Raw genomic sequence first — 19,039 nt, forward strand, 5'->3', positions numbered from 1 at the left:
CTGCGCTACCCCTCGCTCGTGTTGATCGCTCTGCCAGCTCTCAATCATCCGTCGCCTCGTCTCAGCAGGGACGTCATGCGCTTGCGATGATCCGCAATTTCATCGCGCGGGTCTCCAGCAGGTAGGTCTCGGCCCCGGCCAACAAGTGCAGGCCTTCTTCCGTGATTGCTGCACGCGAAAGGCCAGGTTGAATGATGCGAACGTCGTATTCGTAGCGGTAATCCTGCCAGCTCGCTTTCAGCTTCTTTAGAAAGGCTGCTGTGCCTTGCTCGAAGCGAGAGCTTTGCCCTTTGTCGAGACGCAGTTTCTCGCGCTTCAGCATATGCGTGAACATCCGATTGGGACGATCGCGCCAGCGGGCAGATTTCTGCGCTTGTCCGCAAACCTCATAGAGATCCTTGACGCGGGCGCCCGGTGTGTCTGCGCTCGAATATTTGCAGTGATAGAGCGTGACCTGCACAAGGCCCTCGGTCACGCGAAGCGAAACGACATCGGCGATTTCTCCGGCACCGTCATCGTCGAAGACGAGATCGGCGGCGTCACCATCGGCAAGCAGCATGTCGATCACACGCCGCTGAACGGAATCCGCGCGCTTTTCAGGACCTTGCGCTTCGGCCCGGATGTTGGTCTTCGACCAATCCCAGGCCTCGATCCGATCAGCGGGATAGGGTTCGACGGTAACACCATCCGGCAAGGCGTAAAGATGACTGTAAATCAGGAGCGAGCCGTCTCCAAAATCGATCTGCGGCGAGTCGTCTCCGAAGGATTCGGACAAGCTCTTCACCTTGCCGCCGACCTTGATGGTAGTCTTGGGACCTAACCGCTGCGGATAGCGCGCGCCGCCTTCGGAGAACACGATTTCGAACTCTGCAAAATGCGCATCACTGCGAACCGCGAACCGCAGCGGCCCCGTCCGCTCGTGGTCGAGAAGCTCGATGTCGCATTCGGTGAACAGCACTGGCTCGTCGCCAAAACTGATTTCGACGCGGTCCTCGATCTGCGTCAGCAGCGATTCCGGCCAATGGATCGCGACCGGCTGAACGGCTGGCCGTTCACTGATCTGGCGCGGCCGCATCGCACTTTTGAAGACGCCGTCAGTGGTGATGCCCGGATCGTTCACTGCCTGGCCGATATCGGCGCACCATTCGACCCAGTCGGTGAGATCGCGGACAGGAGAGATCGACCAGAACTTGCCCTTGGCCGAGCAGCCGCGCGAGGCGGGGACGCCATCGAGGAAGCCCGTCGCGAAGACATTGTTCTTGATCCGGGACTGGGATTTGGCGGTATCCAGACCGTCGGCGACATCGACACCCATATACATGGAATACCGCACGCCACGTCCCTGATGATGGGTGAGGCCGAGATTGCGCAGGATCAGGCGATTGAAGCCGTGCAGGCTGCGGAACACTTCCTCTCCCTCGACACGGCGCGCGGTGTCGCCGCAAACGGCTTTGGCCAGCCGGTCATAGGGGCCTTTCGCCGAACTGCTGATGTAGAGGAGACCTCTGCTGGGATCCCAGTGCATCATATGCAGATCCCAGATGACGTTGGTCGCATGTTGCGCTGTCGTCCATCCGGCCTGTTCCTCGGAGCGGGTGACGAAGATGGCCACGCGCTGGTGAGGGTTGACCTTCATGCCGAGATAGACACCGGCATTGTAAAGATCCTCGGCACGGAACGGCTCCCAAGCGTCGCAGGAGGTGCGGTAGACGACCGCATTCATTTTCGGTTCGAGGGTCTGCAAGGGAATATCGGTGATCTCGCCGACAAAGCCTTTGAACATCTCGGCGCGCCGGACCTGCCGATCGATCTTGGCCGTGCTCAAAGCCTCGACCAGAGCATTCCAGTCGGCATCTTCGGCATAGAGCTTGGCCAGCGATCGGTCGATGTCGTCCACGCCTGTGTTGGCGATCACCGTGGCGTCGCCGAGCCGGGGATCTTGCCGTGTGAAGCGGCCGACGAACTGGATGGTCACGGCGATGCTCTTGTGCGGGTCATGCAGGCCCGCGATCTTCAGTTCCGGGAGATCGAAACCTTCGCCCAGCATATCGACGCAGACGATGATCCGACTTTCGAAGCGCCGTAGAGCCGCGAGGCTTGCTCGGCGATCGCGCAGTGGCTGTTGGCTGTGGACGATGACAGGCCGGAACTCCGGATACATCGCGCTGTAGAGTTGATGGAGGTCCCTGGCGCGGTCGATTGTCGAGCAGCGCGCCATGGCGAGATGATTGAGGCCGGCGTCCAGATCGGCCTGTAGAACCTCGCCGAGCTTCTCGGCGATCGCGAGGTCAGCGTCCCCCTGATCGAGGCCGAAGACGGCCTCGAAGCGGATCGGTTTGAAGTAGCCCTCGGTCTGCGCCTTTTTGAGCGGGTAGGTATAGATGAACTCGCCATCGACCCGCCGGCCGTCCTCGCGGAACGGGGTGGCGGTGAACTGGACGATGGGCAGGGGCGGATCGCGGTCGACGAACAGGCCACGAAAACGAGCCCAGGTCGGTGCGCCAATATGATGGGCTTCGTCGATGAACAGGGCTGATGCGCGGGCCGCCATCTGCTCCTGGACCTGCGCCTCGGCGCGGCCGGCGATCTGCATGGTCGTTACCACGACGTTGGCGCTGTCGAAGATCTCATCGACTTCCGCGGGCGTCGTCGGGATATGAGAAAGCCGCATGACCAGCGGGAAATCAGCCGAGGCGTCGAGACACTGTTGTTGCCTGAGAACCCCGAAGGTCTCGAACTTGCCTGCGATCTGCTCGCGCAGCGCGTCCGTGGGAACCACCACCAGCAGCCGCTCGAATCGCCGATGGGCGTTGAGCGCGAGCATGGTCTCGGTCTTGCCGGTGCCCGTCGGCATGACGATGGTCGCCGGCTCGGTCGAGCGTGTCGCATGCGCAAGCGCGGCATGAAGCGCGCCAATCTGTGGACGGCGGAGCCCGGGCTTCGCGGATACGCCATTTTCGGCAGAGCGGCCTTCGCGCAAGTGAAGCGCCTCCTGCCAGGAGGCGGAGACGGCCGCCAGCCGCTCCGCGCGCGCTGCGGTGTCCAGCGAGCCGATATTGGCCGGCACGATGTTCACCCACCGGCCTTCGCCCAGTTCGAGCGCCTCGGCGATCTTCGCCGGCTCCGTCGCACCGGGGACGAGGAGCACCAGATCGGCTTCAAGCTGAGTGGCGCTCTTGGTGCTGATGATCTTCAGCGTCTCCCCGGATTTCAGGGTGGTCTCGTATCCATTCATCCGGCGGATGGAAAAGGTCCGCAAACGGCAGCTTGCGCGTAACGCCGGGAAGGCCAGTTGCCGCACAGGGCTTCCGAGCACCTTGCCGTCGACGGCAACGCGCGGCGGAAGCAGCAGGCTGACCTCCGCGTCGAAGAGGTCGTTCTGGGCAGAACGGGCGAGCCGCTTGCGGGAAGACATCTGGACGTCTCCCTCAGGCCGCCATGGTCTGCGGAGACGGCAAGACTGTGATCACCGTGCCGGTGGTCATGAGGACGATCAGGCCCTGCTCGGCGCCGGTCATGTCGAGATAGGCGCGAACCTGCGATCGATAATGATCCAGAGTCTGGGGGGCGGGACTGACGTCGCTCTTCCAGTCGACGACAACGACTGGGCGGCCATCCGGGCTGACCTTCAGCGCGTCCGCGATGCCGGCGGTCGCGATCTCTTCACCCTTCTCGGCCTGGACGGCGTAGACGGGAAATTCAGCCAGGAGCCCGGGCCGCAAGTCCGCGATCACAGGCAAAGCGAGAGTTCGCGCAACACATCCCGCCAGTTCCTCGGCGGACAGACCCATCGCCGGATCGGCGATCGGGGTCTTGCCGAGCGCACGGATGAGATTGGCTGCGCGCTCTGTGAGCGCTGCTGGTGCTTCCCCCGTTTCGCCGGTCAGCACCTCTTCCATCAACTTGTGAAGGATCAGCCCGCGCTCCCGACCACCTTGGACCACGATGTTCGTCTCAAGTTCCGGCGGCTGATCGCCGGCTGAGCCGGTCCAGATGTCGGCTTCTTCCTCCCGCAGCACGGAGCCGCCGGCATTCTCATCACGGCTGGGCGCGAGCCAGATCAGGCGCGTTTGGCGATCGGCGATAGCGGCCGCTTCGGCTGCGAAGCCGTCGCGGGTCTGGGTATTGCCCGCGCCGGCGGCTGCGGTAGCAGCGTCGAGCGGGAGATGCGAGACATCCAAGGCCGGGAGATCGGCGAGCGATAGATCGACGAGGCCGATCCAAGCCGATTTCGAGGGCGTCGCATCGAGCCGAGGAAGGACAAGAAGTTCACGGGCGCGCGTTGCGGCGACATACCAGAGCCGGATCCGTTCGCGATCCAGTTCGTCCTTCTCCGCCTGGCGCGCGGCGTCATAGCCATTGGGCGCAACACCCAGGACCGGGCAGTAGAACGTATCAGTCTGACGATCGATCACCGCGCTGTCGGGCGCCATGACGCCGGTCATGGTGTTGACGGGGATGACGATCGGCCACTCGAGGCCCTTGGCGGCATGCATGGTGAAAAGCGCGACGGCCTCCTCCTGCGCGTCGGGCCGACCTTCGACGGCGCGCGCCTCATCGGTCCAGGCCGCCGTCATTGCTTCGGCGAAAGCGCGGAGTCCGCGCACGGCATAACCCGTCGACAGGCTGAGATAGAGATCGACGTTGGCGAGCGCGCGCTCGGCCTGGCCACGATGTCGCTCAAGAAGGAGGGGCCGCATCCTCAAGGCGTCGACGGCATGCGAGAGCAGTTCATGCGGCGTCGTGCTGTTGCCTCGCCGGTAGAGCGCCTGCAGCTTCTCGAGGGCGTCGCGCGCCATCGGATGTCCGATGGTCGCGGGATCAACGCCGAGGTCGAGGCGGGGGATCCGGTCTGGCTCCTCCTCGGAGCGCGGAAGCGCCCAGACGATGTCCAGCAGTTCTTCTTCGGTGAGCCCGACCAGCGGGCCGCGCAGCAGCGCGCCGAGCGCAAGCGTGTCGCGCCGGTCTGCGAGAACACGGGTCAGGGCGATCAGGTCTTGGACCTCCTGCCTGCGGAAGAGGCCTTTCCCGGCCTGTGTCGCCACGGGGATGCCCCGACGTTCGAGTGCCTCCTCATAGCGCCACAGGTCCGCACCGGTCGGCGCCAACAAGGCGATGTCGCCGGGCTGGCAAGCTCGTTCAGTGCGGCTGCGCCGGTCCAGGATAGGCTGGCTGCCGATCAGTCGCGCGCAGAGCGCGGCCACCGCATCGGCTTCGGCATCTCGTTGCTGCTCGGCGTTGGCCTTGCCGTTCTCGTCCGCCACCGCAATGTCGAGCGACGCGACACACAGGCTGTCGTCGCGATCGTCGTGAAACGGGTCGAGGGCGGTAAAGCCGGGTTGCCCGTCGGCCGACAGCACGGCCTCGAAGCGCTCATTGACGAAGGTGAGGATCGAGGCGCAGGAGCGGAAATTGGTCGAGATCGACAGAAGACCGTCAGCATCCTGCACCCGAAAGGCGTCGCGCGCCTGCACATAGGCGCCGACATCGGCGCCGCGGAAGCGATAGATGGCTTGCTTCGGGTCGCCCACCAGGAAGAGCGCACCCGGCCGAATCCGAAAGGAGGTCCAGTCGGGATCGGCATCGACAGGCTCGCCACAGAGCCGCCAGAAGATCTCCGTCTGCAAAGGGTCGGTGTCCTGGAACTCGTCAACGAGGACGCGGGCGAAGCGCTGTCCCAGCGCGCGTCGGACATCGTCATGGTCGCGCAGCAGGTCACGCGCGGCGAAGATGAGATCGTCGAAGTCGAGCTGGGCGCTAGCGCGCTTGTGTTCGCGATAGCGCTCGAGGATCGGACGCGCTTCATCAATCAGCGCTGCCAGAACTTGGCTGGCCGCCGCCTGAAGAAGCGAGGTCCACGCAGCGCAGCACCCGTCGTAATGACCTTGGGCGGCATCGTTCAGCCGATCACCATCGGTCTTGGGAAGGCCTGCCTGCTTTGCCGCAGCCGTCCACTTGCCCTTCTTGCGATAGGAGGCGAAAGCGCCGGCCTTGGTGCAAAGGTCAGGGTGCGGACGCGAGACCAGAAGCCGAACCAGACCCGAGGGCGTAGCGGGATCAGGGCCGACTGCCAGCGCGGCTGCCATTGCGACCAGCCGCGCGACGATTGCTTCCGTTTCCGGCTCGCTGGCTCCGGCGCTGCACATGAAGGTTGCAAAATCGGCGACTTCCTGCCGGAAGGCCGTCATGTGACCATCGAGAGGCGGCGTCGGTGGAGCTGCAAGGGTACGGCGGCGACGCAGATTCTCGGCGATCTTGTGCATGAGACCTACGGTTTCACCAGGGCTGTGCAGCACCATTTCAGCGAGGATGCCGCCTTGGTGGCCGGACAAACGCTCGCGCAGCCAGCCATCGACGATTTCGAGGAAGGTGAGATCGGCCTGATTCCGATCCATGACCCCTGCGCCGGGATCGATGTCCGCCTCTGCGGGATACGGCTTGATCAGCCGCTGGCAGAAGCCGTGGATCGTAGAACAGGTGATTTCGTCGATGGCAGCACTTGCGGTGGCGAGATTGTCGCGCTGCGCTTGCGACAAGCCATTGGGCAGCGCCACGCGAAGTTCGGCCGCGAGATAGCCAGCCGAGAGGTCGGCGACGAATTCGCGGACACGCGAGAGAAGCTCGCTCGCCGCCAGCTCGGTGAAGGTGACGGCGGCGATAGCGCGTGGCGAGACGCCCTCGGCCAGCATGATGGCGATACGCCCGGCCATGACGGCGGTCTTTCCCGAACCTGCGCCGGCCTCGACCAGGATCGAGCGATCATGGCGGCTGATCGCGTCGCGGCGAGCCCCGTCATCCTTGAGAACTTTGGACACGCTGCTCATCATTCCGCCTCCCAGACCAGAGCGACTTCGCCTAGCCGTTCCGTTGCGGCTGGTTGCTTGCGTTTGCAGTAAGTGGCAGCGGCGTTGGCCGGCAGGGCGAAGGCGAGATCGTCATGGTCGCCGCCCGTGTCGGGACCCGGCAGCGCCGCGCCGCTGCCGAGGCTGGCTCTTGCTGCGCGGAGATACCCTGTGATTTCGGCGAGCACGGCTTCTGGGTCGTCGAGCTGAAGATCGACCGGCTCGCGCGGGTAGAGCAGAGACGCGCTGATTGCGACGTCCTCTCCGAGGAGCGCTTTCACGGCAAAGGCGTAGAGGCAACGCTGAAGCTCGCGACCGCCATTCAGCCGGATGTCGCCTCGCGGCGGGCGACCGGTCTTGTAGTCGCGCACGAGTGCACGTTTCCCGTCGCCCGAAATGTCGAGGCGGTCGATATAGCCAGCGATGTTGAACCCCGTATCGGGAATTGTGACCGGGACGGTTACCTCCCAGGGCGTCTCGGCCTCCGATTTCGGTTCGGACCCGCCGAACGGTACTTCGCCGTAGGAGCGGGCGCCGGGCAGCCGATCGTCACCGTAGGTGAGGGCTCGCCCTGCCAGGAGCCGAGCGTCCTCCAGGGTGCGTCCCCAGATGACGGTAGGCGGGACCGGGCGTTCGCTCTCCCAATCGGTCGCGATAACTCCTGCTGCTCTGTCTACTGCGGCTTCGACCGCCGCTACGTCGGCGGTCATCAGTCCGCCCGCGCCCTCCAGATCGCGCAAGGCGCGGTCGAGCACCATGTGGATCAGATCACCGACGCCGAGTGCGTCGAGCACTAGGGGCTCGGCGCTGCTTTGCGGCGCTTTCCATCCGAACGCGTACCGCCACACGAAGCCCATCGGGCTGCGGAGCAAAGTCTTCAGCGAGCTTGCCGATTGGGTTCGCGCGAGGATCGCAAGAACGAGCGGATGATCGGCTCGGACGAGACCGTCGTGGGCCGTGATCTCCGCGCGCCGCCAATCGCGCCAGCAAGCTTGCGCGCTGATCGCTTGCGGGTGGCTGCCAAACTCCTGCGGCCGGGCCATGAGGCGGTCGGTTTCGCTGAAGGCATGTCCAGGCACGGCGTTGCGACGGAGATACGTCTCCTCGCCATGCCCGGCCAGCAGCGGGCTGCGTCCCAGAAGGCGCCCATCGCTGTCCCGCCGGGAGCGCGTGAGAACGACTTGGCCGGACGTGGTGGCCAGGATCGTCTCGTAGTCGCGGCGATCGGCGAGGTTCACCGGCAGCGGATCGAGTTCAGCGGTCGGGATGATATGGTCCGGGATCAGTCGATCCTCGGCGATTCCTCGCGGCCAGCGTGAGGAGTTGAGGCCGATCAGGCGCGCGAAGCGGCGGGGTGAGGCTGCAAGCGCGCTGGCCGGCATCCAGGCGACAGACACACAGGCTTCCAGCCCGTCATCCTGCTTCAAGGTTTCGAGGGTCACGTCGATCGAGGCGGCAGGCCCTGCGAGCAGCGCCGTGCGCCAGATGGCGAGTGCCCGGCCCTTGAGGAAGGCATCGCCGATTTCGGACGCTGCCTCCGGTCCCTTCGCGAGCAGTTCGGCCACTGCGCGCAGGCCGGGAGTGTGATCGGCGTCGTCGGGCCAGTCCTCGGGCTTCAATCGCGCCAGAAGGCGGCTCCACGCGTTGGGCGTCGACAAGGGCGCATCGGTCGGCAAGACGCGAAGCCAGCCTTCGGGCAGGGACTCGAACGGCGCCGAATCCCGGCACAGGGCGGCGAGGCGCCGGAGGCGGGACTGCGACAGGCCGCGAACGACGATGTCGGCAAGCGCCGCCGCCGCCTGCCCCTCTCGGGTGCTGACGGTCCTGATGCCGTGGACGAAGTGCAGGTCGATATTGGCGTCCGCACGCAAGGCCAGGAAGTGATCGTCATAGTCGGCGGGAGAGGTGGTAGCGATCGCGATGTCCGAGGGTGCCACCTGGCCGGAGGCCAGGAGCGACCGCACCCAGCGCATGGCCTCGATGGCCTCGTGATAGGCCGTCGCCGCGCTCACGGCAGTGACGGCTGGGGTCTCCGACGGCGCGTGCGAGACGCGGACGCCCGTGCCCTCCAGCCAGGCCGGCGCTGTCCTCGGCCCAGCCGTCCAGTGCACGGGGATGTGCGCGGTGAGCGCTTTCAGCAGCGGCCGCCAGCAGGGCGAGAGTTCGGTCAGGCCGGTGATCTCCATCCGTCCGAGAACGGCCGGCGCATGGGTGATGCGGCCGGTGGCTGCGGCGACAATGTCGACGGGGCGCATCATGCCGATGGGCAGTTGCGCGAGGACCGCCGCCTCAAGCCGAGCGATGGCGTCGATTCGTGGATGGTCGGCCGCACGCGTCGCGAGGTCGATGCCGGCGCGCCAGACTTTGTGCAGCGTATCGGCGGCCGCGTCGATCATGCCGGGGAGCGACTTAATGCTTTCCAGCTCGCCCATCGGCGTTGCAGGCAGAACGGCCTGGATCGCAGAACGCAGGCTGTCGTCGTCGATCGGGCGGGCGAAACCGCCGGCGAGTCGCACGGCCGCCTGTTCGAAGGACATGACTTGCAGGCCATGACGGCTGTTGCGCGCCGCGGCCAGGCGGCGTTCCCGCATGGCGAGACGACCGTGAACGACGAGGGTGGATCGACTCGCGACGGACATGGCCGCTCTTCCTTTCGGGCGCTACTTGGTGTTCGGACGCTGGGTCAGCGCCGATGCGGCCGCCGTCTTGGCAGACTTGCTGCTTTTCGGGTCCCGCAGGACCTTGGCGGCAGCGCTCGCCGCCTTCTTGCTCGTGACTTCCCGATTCGAACCTCGCTTTGGCATTGCCCTTCCTCACGAATTTCGCGCCGATCACCATTGACGGTCGCCGTAGATGGGAATAATAATTACACGGATCGCGTCGATATGTCCATATAGTTTTTATCCGTATCGGCGATTGAAATTGGAGCGACGATGTCGGAAGCCGCAGCGGTGCTGAAATGGGGGGTTGAACGCCGACTCGAATTCATCGAGTTCCGGCTGTTCTGGGAGGGCGGGGTAAACCGCTCCGACATCATTGAGATGTTCGACGTATCGGTGCCCCAGGCATCGAAGGATCTGACGCACTACCAGGAGCGTGCGCCCCAGAACGCCATCTATGACAAGAGCGCCAAGCGCTATGTCGCTAGCCCGCAATTTTCGCCGATTTTCCTGAAGCCCGATCCGGACAGCTACCTCTCACGCTTGCGATCGCTGGCGGAGGGTTTGGCTGATCCAGGGGAGTCCTGGATCGCTCACCCTCCCGAGACAGACATTGCCTTGACGCCACGTCGCGATGTCGATGCGGACGTTCTGAAGGCGATTCTCGGTGCTGTTCGTGAGAACCGTTCGATCGAAGTCTACTACCAGTCAATGAATAGTAGGCGGGCCGATCCAGTGTGGCGCCGGATGACGCCCCATGCTTTCGGCTATGATGGATTTCGCTGGCACACTCGCGCCTATTGCCACATCGACAACAAATTCAAAGATTTCCTGCTGCCCCGCATTCTCGGCACGCGCGATATGGGCGTTCCCGGGCCGGGCAGTGAACAAGATGCCCTATGGAATGATACCTTCAACATTGAGATCGGACCGCATCCACGTCTGACGTTGAGCCAGCGTGCGGTGGTCGCAAAGGACTACGGCATGGTGAAAGAGCGTGCCGTCCTGACGGTTCGATATGCGATGCTTTTTTATGTGCTCAAGCGGTTGGGCCTTCTTGGGGACGCAAGCCAGCAAAACCCGCGTACGCAGCATATCGTAGCGCTGAATGCGCATGAGACCGAGTGTGCGCTGAAGCGGGCCGAGTTCGAGCTGGGGGAAGCCGAACAAGCTCCAAGAGGAAGCGGGGGCGCCTGATGGAGAGGTCCGCGCAACGCCCATATCTTATGTCCTTCGGGACTGGTGGCCTCTTTATCAACGAAAGCGTGGCCGTCGCTCGCCTTCATATCCCGGGTGATAACTGGGATGCGACAGTTGCGACAGCTCGGCAGAGCGGTGCGTTTCCTGTGCGCAAGGCGAGCTCAGCGCAGCGTTCGATCCGCGAGATCGTCAATCGACTGAAAAGGCTCTCCGACGACGAACTCGCATTGCTCGTTGATGGCGAGCGGAGTGAGCAGGCCGCGCTTCTGTGGCTCGCAGCGTGCCGCGCCTACCGATTTATTGGCGAGTTCGCGGTGGAGGTGCTGAACGAGCGATTCCTGTCGCTTCGCACCCATCTCACTTACGACGACTTCAATACGTTTATGGCTGCCAAGGAAGAGTGGTCGCCGAAGCTGGCCGGCCTATCGAGTTCCACCAAGGCCAAGCTGCGGGCCGTTCTTTTCCGGCTCATGCGCGAAGCAGAGGTACTGTCTCTGGATGACCGAATCCTCGGCGCGATGCTGTCACCCCGAGTGGCGGCTATGATCCGCGCGGGCAATCCCGATGAGCTTCGGCTTTTCCCGGGCGCCGATCGGCAGTTGGGGGGGAATTGACGATGCAACGGACGGGAAAGACGATGGCCGCCCCGAAAGACCGGTTCGACCACCTGCTCAGGGTGATCGCAAGTCAGCGCTTTCTGAACAAGCTGGGTCTCGGCAACGAGATGCCGTTCTTCATCTGCCCCTATCCGGCGGATGAGGCCATCGCCATGGAGGCGATGCGTGCGAGTCTCGTCAATCAGTTGGGAAGCCGAGGCGTGCGCGCGTTCGAGATCAACCTTTACGACCTCAGCATCACGTTGCTGCACGAACGGGGCATCTGGGACGATGTTCTAGCGGCCGAGCCCGGCATCAGCAAGGACGAGCTGAAAGAGCTCCTGCAGGGTGTTCTGGATCCCGAAACCCATCTGATCCCGGAAATCGGCGCGCGTCTTTCAAGCCAGGAGTTCGATGTCCTGTTTCTGTCTGGGGTAGGCGAAGTCTATCCCTACATTCGATCGCACAATGTGCTTAATAATCTCCAGAGCACGGCGAAGGAAAAGCCAACGGTGATGTTCTTTCCGGGGACCTATACCCATGGTCTCGCTACCGGTGCGTCGCTCGATCTATTCGGCATTCTGCATGACGACAAATATTACCGAGCATTCAACATAATGCATTACGAGATCTGAGGGGGGCATGACCAAACTTCGCGATATTTTCGAGAAACCTGTCGATCGCGCGATCGAAGGGGTCATCAAGGCTGATGATGAGGCTAGCCTTCGGGTCGAACTCGAAGAATATGTCATCACGAACGAGATCGAGCGCCAGCTCGAAAGATTCCTCGATGCCTACAACAACTACGAGACAGCCAACGGCGTTTGGATCTCGGGCTTCTTCGGATCGGGCAAATCACATCTGCTGAAGATGCTGGCTCTCGTGCTCGAAAATCGGGACGCGGGGGGCACTCTGGCCTATGAGCTGTTCAAGCAAAAGTGCACAGACAACGAGATTCTGGCGGCCGATCTGCGCAAGGCGGTCTCGATCCCTTCGAAGAGCATCCTGTTCAACATCGACCAGAAGGCCGATGTGATTTCGAAGGAGCAGATCGACGCCCTCCTGTCGGTGTTCCAGAAAGTCTTCGACGAGATGTGCGGCTATTATGGAAAGCAGCCGCACATCGCCCAATTCGAGCGCGATCTGGACAGTCGCGGAGTTCTTGAGGAATTCCGGACGGCCTACCAGGCCATCTCCGGCAAGGCTTGGGAGCGCGGACGCGAACAGGCATTGCTGGAAAGCGCGAACGTCGCCAAGGCCTATGCGCAGGCGACTGGCGCCGATCCGTCAGAGGGCCAGGGAATCCTTATGCGTTATCGGCAGGATTTTCGGTCGTCGATCGAGGATTTTGCCGACAAGGTGAAGGCCTATATCGATGCACAGGAGCCAAAGTTCAGGCTCAATTTCTTCGTCGATGAGGTCGGCCAGTACATCGCCGACAACGTCAAGCTCATGACGAATCTTCAGACGGTCGCGGAAAGCCTCAACACCAAGTGCCGCGGTCGAGCCTGGATCATCGTGACGGCGCAGCAGGACATGGGCGCGGTCATCGGCGATATGAACCACCGGCAGGAGAACGACTTCTCCAAGATCCAGGCGCGCTTCGCGAACCGCATGCCGCTCAACAGCGCTGATGTGGCGGAGGTAATCCAGAAGCGGCTTCTGAAAAAGACTGAAACCGGCATCTCGGACCTATCGGACCTGTACCACCGCGAGGCCAACAATCTGAAGACACTGTTCGATTTCTCGGACGGCTCCATCCGCTTGGAAAATTTCAGGGACCGCGATCATTTCATCCATAGCTATCCGTTTGTTCCTTACCAATATCCTCTGTTCCAGCTAGCGATCCAGAACCTATCGCAGCACAACGCCTTCGAGGGTAAGCATAGCTCGGTCGGCGAGCGCTCGATGCTGGGCGTCTTCCAGGAGGTGGCGGTCAGGCTCGCGGACATTCCGGTCGGCGGGATCGCGACCTTCGACCAAATGTTCGAAGGCATCCGCACAGCGCTCAAGTCGAATGTCCAGCAATCGATCCTGATCGCGGAGAAGAACCTCGGCGACGAGTTCGCCACGCGGGTTCTGAAGGCGCTGTTCCTAGTCAAATACGTCAAGGCCTTCAAGCCGACGGCGCGCAATATCTCGATCCTGATGCTGGATCGGTTCGATGTCGACCTAACCAAGCACAAGCGGAACGTGGAGGAGGCACTAAGCCTGCTGGAGCAGAACACCTATATCCAGCGCAACGGCGATCTGTTCGAATTCTTGACCGACGAGGAAAAGGACGTCGAGCAGGAGATTAAGGCGATCGAGGTCGATACCGCCGAGATCGCCAAGGAACTGGAAATCCTGATCTTCGACGGAGTCATCAAAAGCCGGAAACTCCGACACGAAGCCTCGTCCCTGGAGTACTCCTTCGCGCGTTATCTCGATGATCGGCCGCTGGGCCGCGACTACGAACTCGCGATCAATGTCGTCACACCGTTCCACGAGCAGAGCGGGAACGCCGAGGCCATAGCCATGCGCACTATGTCGCGCGATGAGCTTGCCATTGCCCTGAATGCCGACGCCCGCTTCGTCACCGACCTGATGACGTTCAAGCGCACGGACAAATATGTCCGCCAGGCCCGCGCGGTGGCGCAACAGCCGACCATCGAGCGGATCATCCGCGAAAAGGGCGAGCAGAACAGCAGTCGCCAGCGCGATCTCACTCTCCGCGCCCGATCGCTGCTGGCGGACGCGCGCCTGTTCGTGCGTGGCGAGGAGATCGAGGTCCGGTCGGAGGACCCCCAGGTCAGGATCGAGCGCGCATTCCAGACCCTCGTCGACAAGGTCCATATCAATCTCGGGATGCTGCGAGGCGCCGCCTATTCCGAGAATGAGATCGGGAAGTTCCTGGCGCAGGGCAACGACGGCATGTTCGGGGGCGGCGATGCCAACCTGACCGAGGCCGAGCGGGAGATACTGAACTACGCCCAGGCCAATGCCCGCACCGGCATTCGCACGACGGTGAAGGCCATCCTCGAACGGTTCGAGCGCAAGCCCTACGGCTGGTCCTACGCCGCGATCCTGTGCACGACCGCCAGCCTGATCGGACGCGGCAAGATCGAAGCGCGCCAGGACGGCAGCCTGCTGGAGGGTGAGGCCTTGCAACGCGTACTTCAGAACTCCCATGCGCACGGCAACATCGTGCTGGAGCTGCAGGTAGAGTTCACGCCTGCGCAGACGCGCAAGCTCAAGGAATTCTACGGCGAGTTCTTCGACTCGCAGCCGGCCGGGTCGGAGGGCAAGGCGCTGGGGCTTGAAACGGCTGAGGCCTTTGCCGCGCTCAAGAACGAACTCGCTGTGCTGGAGGCACAATCTTCGCGCTATCCGTTCCTCTCCGCCCTGACGCAGGTGCAGGAGGAGGTGCGCGAAGTCACCGGCAAGCCCTACGCGTGGTACGTGCAGGAGCTCGGCCGCCATGAAGACCGTCTGCTCGATCTGAAGGAGAGCATCCTCGATCCAATTCGCCGCTTCATGGGCGGGTCGCAGAAGAAGATCTACGACGAAGCGCGCACCTACCTCTCCGATCAGGGCGCCAATTTTGGTTACGGCGGCGACGATAAGGCAAGCGCCATCCGCGCGGTTCTGGACGATTCGAACTGCCTCAAGGGCAACGCCATTCAGCAGATGAGGGGCACGCTCGATTCTCTGAAGGCCGAGGTCGACGCCCGGATCGTAGCGGAACGCAAGGCGGCGGTTTCGGAGGTGGAGGCGCTGCGGGAGAAGCTGCGGGCGCTCCCCGAATATTCCGTCCTGGCTGATCCCAATCGCCGGCAGATCGAAGCCGGGTTCGCAGGCGTCCTGGAGACGATCGAGAAGAGCAGCCTAATCGCGGTGATCCGCGAACGTGTGAATGGCTTCAAGTCGACCGCCTATCCCGCGCTCCTCAGTAGGGTGACTACGCCGGCGCCGAAGCCCACGCGCGAGGCCGCTGGCGTCGGTGACGAGCTGCAGGGCTTCCGCGACGCTGAAAGCCCAGCGCCAGCGCCGACGCCGCCGCCGACCGAATACGTCGCGGCAACCGCGTTGCGCGTCGCCTACGCCAAGCCCTTCCTCGCTGACGAGCGGGATGTGGACGCCTATCTCGGTACCCTGCGCGAGACGCTGATCGCGGAAATCCGTGCGGGCAAAAGGATCACGATCTGATGGATACGATTACCTCCACGAGCACCCCGCAGCGCAAATCGATGGACACCGGCGCGCTGAAGAAGTTCGCGCAGGAAGCTCGCCGGGTGCTGCGCGACCAGGTGTCGGCGAAACTCGCTGAAGTGCTGGTTGAAAACAGCGCGGCGCGGCGCGAGGTGCCCAAGGCGGTACAGCAGCTTGAAGGTGAGATCAGGCGCACATCGCGGGATCACGTCATCGAACGGGTCGCCTACACCTGGTTTAACCGCTTCACCGCGCTGCGCTTCATGGACGCCAATGGCTATACGGCCGTCCGGATCGTGACGCCGGCCGATGGGCAGACGCGTCCCGAGATCCTGTCGGAGGCGATGGCGGGTGTCATCGGCGACGAAGCTCCGGAAGCCGTCGCCGCGCAGGTCCGCGCGTTGCTCGACAACCGCACGCCGTCGCGCGATCCGCAGGGCGAGGCCTATCGCTTGCTGCTGGTAGCGACGTGCAACCACTGGCATTCGGCGATGCCGTTCATGTTCGAGACGATCGCCGACTATACCGAGCTGCTGATGCCTGAGGATCTGCTGTCGCAGGGCAGTATCCTCGCCAAACTGCGCATGGTGATGACCGAGGACGCCTGCCAGGACGTCGAGATTATCGGCTGGCTCTATCAGTTCTACATTTCGGAAAAGAAGGACGAGGTGTTCGCCGGGCTGAAAAAGAACAGGAAGATCACGCCCGAGAACATTCCCGCCGCCACCCAGCTGTTCACGCCGCACTGGATCGTGCGCTACCTGGTGGAAAATTCGCTCGGCCGGTTGTGGATGCTGAATCGTCCGAACTCTCGGCTGAAGGAGCGGATGGACTATTACGTCGCGCCCGAAGAGCCGGAGACGGATTTCCTGCGGCTCTCCTCGCCGGAGGAGGTCAAGGTCTGCGATCCCGCCTGCGGTTCGGGGCACATGCTGACCTACGCCTTCGATCTGCTGTATGCGATCTATGAGGAGGAGGGCTACGACGCGGCCGAGATTCCGCGCCTGATCCTCACCCAAAATCTCTACGGTATCGAGATCGACGAGCGCGCCGGGGCGCTGGCGGCCTTCGCTCTCACGATGAAGGCGGCGGCGCAACGGAAGCGTTTCCTACGGCGGGGCGTTCAGCCCAATGTCTGCGTGCTGGAGCCGGTCAAGTTCGAGGCCGGCGAGCTCAATGACTATATGGACGCCATTGGGCGCGATCTGTTCACCGCGCCCCTGCGCCAGACCCTGATCCAGTTCGAAGAGGCCGACAATTTCGGCTCGCTGATCAGGCCGGCAATCACCGAGGTTGCCGGCGTGCGACAGATCATCGAGAGCAAGGACGTTGGCAGCAATCTGTTCCTACGCGATGTGCACGAGCGAGTGCAGGTTGCGCTGCGCATGGTCGACTATCTGAGCCCGAAATACCATGTGGTGGTGGCTAATCCGCCGTATATGGGTGCAGGCGGCATGAATCCTCGGCTCAAAACCTGGATAAGAGAGAATTATCCGCCGGCAAGCTCGGACCTGATGACTTGCTTCATGGAAAGAAGCCGCAAGCTTACTAAGCCGAATGGCTTCTGGGGAATGATTAACCTACCTTCCTGGATGTTTCTGAGTTCTTTCGAGGCATTGCGCCTGGAATTTTTGAAGCAAACCGAGGTGTCATCACTTGTTCATCTTGGCCGAGGGATCTTTGGCGCTGATTTCGGGGCGGTCGCGTTCTGCGTGAAAAATGCGCCCCCCTCGGACCGAGCCTCCGGAGTTTACCGCCGTCTCTTCGAGCGATCATCGATTGTTCGGAGCCCAGAAGAAATTGCATCGCTATTCAAAGATGCCGACTATGGACGCTATGTTTGTGCTCAAAAACATCTTTTGCGGATACCGGGGGCTCCAATTGCGTATTGGGTTAGCGATCGCGAGTTTGAAATTGTTGAGCAGGAGGAGCCTCTTAGCTCCGTTTCCGACGCACGGGTAGGCCTCCAAACCAGCGACAACGAACGTTTCCTCCGATTTTGGCATGAAGTTTCTCAAGACAGAGCCAGCCATACCGCTCGAGATTTGAATAGCGCCAAAGGAAGTGGAGCTCGATGGTTTCCTTGTAATAAGGGTGGCGAGTTTCGAAAATGGTATGGAAATCAAACTCATTATGTTGATTGGGAGAACGATGGGGAGCGAGTCAGGAAGATGGCAGCGCCAGACTCTCTGAAGCGCTCTTATGTTCGGAATGATTCATTCTATTTTCGTGAGAGCGTAAGCTGGAGCGATGTCACAATCTCATCTAACTCATTTAGAATGTATCCAAAGGGCTTCATTCACGACGCCGTTGGCCATTCGGAATTCGCGGGGGACGAGGATTGGAAGCTTTGCCTAATGGCTTATTGTAACAATAAGTTTGCCGATAGATTCTCAAAAATACTTAATCCGACGGTTCACTTCCATATTGGTTATTATCAGAAACTCCCGTACGCGAGGGGCGTTTGGGGCGAGCAAAACAAACGAATTGCGCTGAATCTGCGTAAAATATCAGAGCTGGACTGGAACGCCTACGAAATCTCGTGGGATTTCACCAAGCTCCCGCTGCTCTCGCCCGACCATCGGGCCGAGACACTGCAAGACAGCTATGGCCGCCTGCGCGCTCATTGGCGCCGGATGGCAGAGGAGATGCAGCGGCTCGAGGAGGAGAACAACCGCATCTTCATCGACGCCTATGGTCTGCAGGACGAGCTCACAGCGGAGGTTCCACTGGAGGAGATCACGCTCACCTGCAACCCGTCCTATCGCTATGGCGGCAAGAAGGGCGAGGCGGAGCTGGAGGCGCTGTTGCTCGCCGACACCATGCGCGAGTTTGTCTCCTACGCCGTGGGCTGCATGTTCGGCCGGTACAGCCTCGATGCGCCAGGCTTGATCTTGGCCAACCAGGGCGAAGGGCTGCAGGATTATCTTGCCAAGGTTCCGAGCCCCGCCTTCGAGCCTGACGCCGATGATGTGATCCCGGTGCTCGACGGCGACTGGTTTGCCGATGACATCGCTGCCCGCTTCCGCAAGTTCCTGCGCGTAACCTTTGGGGACGAGCATTTCCAGGAGAATCTGGCCTTGATCGAGGAGGAGCTGGGGAAGGACATCCGCAAATACTTTACCCGCGACTTCTTCAATGACCATGTGAAGCGTTACAAGAAACGTCCCATCTACTGGCTGTTTTCTAGCCCCAAGGGCACGTTCAATGCGCTGATCTACATGCACCGCTACCGCCCCGACACGGTGAGCGTGGTGCTGAACGACTATCTGCGCGAGTTCCGCTCCAAGTTGGAGGCGCACCGCCGCGCACAGGAGGCGCTGAGCATCAGCGGCGACGCCTCTCCGACGCAGAAAACAAAGGCGCTGAAGGAGATCGAGGCGACAGCTAAGCAGATCGAGGAGCTCGACGCGTGGGAGCGCGATGTTCTGTTCCCGCTGGCGACGCAGAAGATCGAGATCGACCTCGATGATGGCGTGAAGGCCAACTATCCTAAGTTCGGCGCCGCCCTGAAGCCCATTAAGGGCCTGAACGACGCGGACGACTAAGC

At 62.1% G+C, this 19,039-nt stretch carries 9 protein-coding genes; 5 read left to right on the plus strand and 4 right to left on the minus strand.

Features of this window, described 5'->3' with window-relative positions; all coding sequences use genetic code 11:
• Window positions 1-73 precede the first annotated feature (73 nt).
• Genes AC5ZGW_RS19975 through AC5ZGW_RS19990 form a run of 4 tightly spaced genes read right to left on the minus strand, consistent with a single transcriptional unit; the run spans window position 74 to window position 9,646 of the window.
• Complete coding sequence (locus AC5ZGW_RS19975) at window positions 74-3,415, minus strand: DEAD/DEAH box helicase (protein ID WP_130224741.1); 3,342 nt, start codon at window positions 3,413-3,415, stop codon at window positions 74-76.
• Between the two features lie 13 nt (window positions 3,416-3,428).
• Window positions 3,429-6,824, minus strand: coding sequence for a UvrD-helicase domain-containing protein (locus AC5ZGW_RS19980; RefSeq protein WP_496113950.1), 3,396 nt, complete (start codon window positions 6,822-6,824; stop codon window positions 3,429-3,431).
• Window positions 6,824-9,481 (minus strand): PD-(D/E)XK nuclease family protein, encoded by a 2,658-nt coding sequence (locus tag AC5ZGW_RS19985; protein WP_130224743.1) that lies wholly within the window; start codon window positions 9,479-9,481, stop codon window positions 6,824-6,826. Before AC5ZGW_RS19985 ends, AC5ZGW_RS19980 begins: the two co-directional genes overlap by 1 nt.
• 21 nt (window positions 9,482-9,502) lie before the next feature.
• Entirely contained in the window at window positions 9,503-9,646 is a 144-nt protein-coding gene (locus tag AC5ZGW_RS19990) for a hypothetical protein (RefSeq protein WP_165435110.1), read from the minus strand.
• A 129-nt stretch (window positions 9,647-9,775) separates the two neighbouring features.
• Between AC5ZGW_RS19990 and AC5ZGW_RS19995 the strand changes: the two genes are divergently transcribed.
• The 5 genes from AC5ZGW_RS19995 to pglX are packed head-to-tail and all read left to right on the plus strand — an operon-like array spanning window position 9,776 to window position 19,037.
• Window positions 9,776-10,699, plus strand: a complete 924-nt coding sequence (locus AC5ZGW_RS19995; protein WP_207230976.1) for a BrxR family helix-turn-helix transcriptional regulator — start codon at window positions 9,776-9,778, stop codon at window positions 10,697-10,699.
• Between the two features lie 29 nt (window positions 10,700-10,728).
• Entirely contained in the window at window positions 10,729-11,316 is a 588-nt protein-coding gene (locus AC5ZGW_RS20000; RefSeq protein ID WP_130224745.1) for a DUF1819 family protein, read from the plus strand.
• Window positions 11,317-11,339: 23 nt separating this feature from the next.
• Entirely contained in the window at window positions 11,340-11,933 is a 594-nt protein-coding gene (locus AC5ZGW_RS20005; protein WP_130224747.1) for a DUF1788 domain-containing protein, read from the plus strand.
• Window positions 11,934-11,940: 7 nt separating this feature from the next.
• Window positions 11,941-15,486 (plus strand): BREX system P-loop protein BrxC, encoded by a 3,546-nt coding sequence (gene brxC, locus AC5ZGW_RS20010; protein ID WP_130224749.1) that lies wholly within the window; start codon window positions 11,941-11,943, stop codon window positions 15,484-15,486.
• Window positions 15,486-19,037 (plus strand): BREX-1 system adenine-specific DNA-methyltransferase PglX, encoded by a 3,552-nt coding sequence (gene pglX, locus AC5ZGW_RS20015; RefSeq protein WP_245474600.1) that lies wholly within the window; start codon window positions 15,486-15,488, stop codon window positions 19,035-19,037. The genes brxC and pglX overlap by 1 nt, the downstream gene beginning before the upstream one ends.
• The last annotated feature ends 2 nt before the right edge of the window (window positions 19,038-19,039 follow it).

The organism is Bradyrhizobium sp. Crot121 (genome assembly GCF_059512385.1).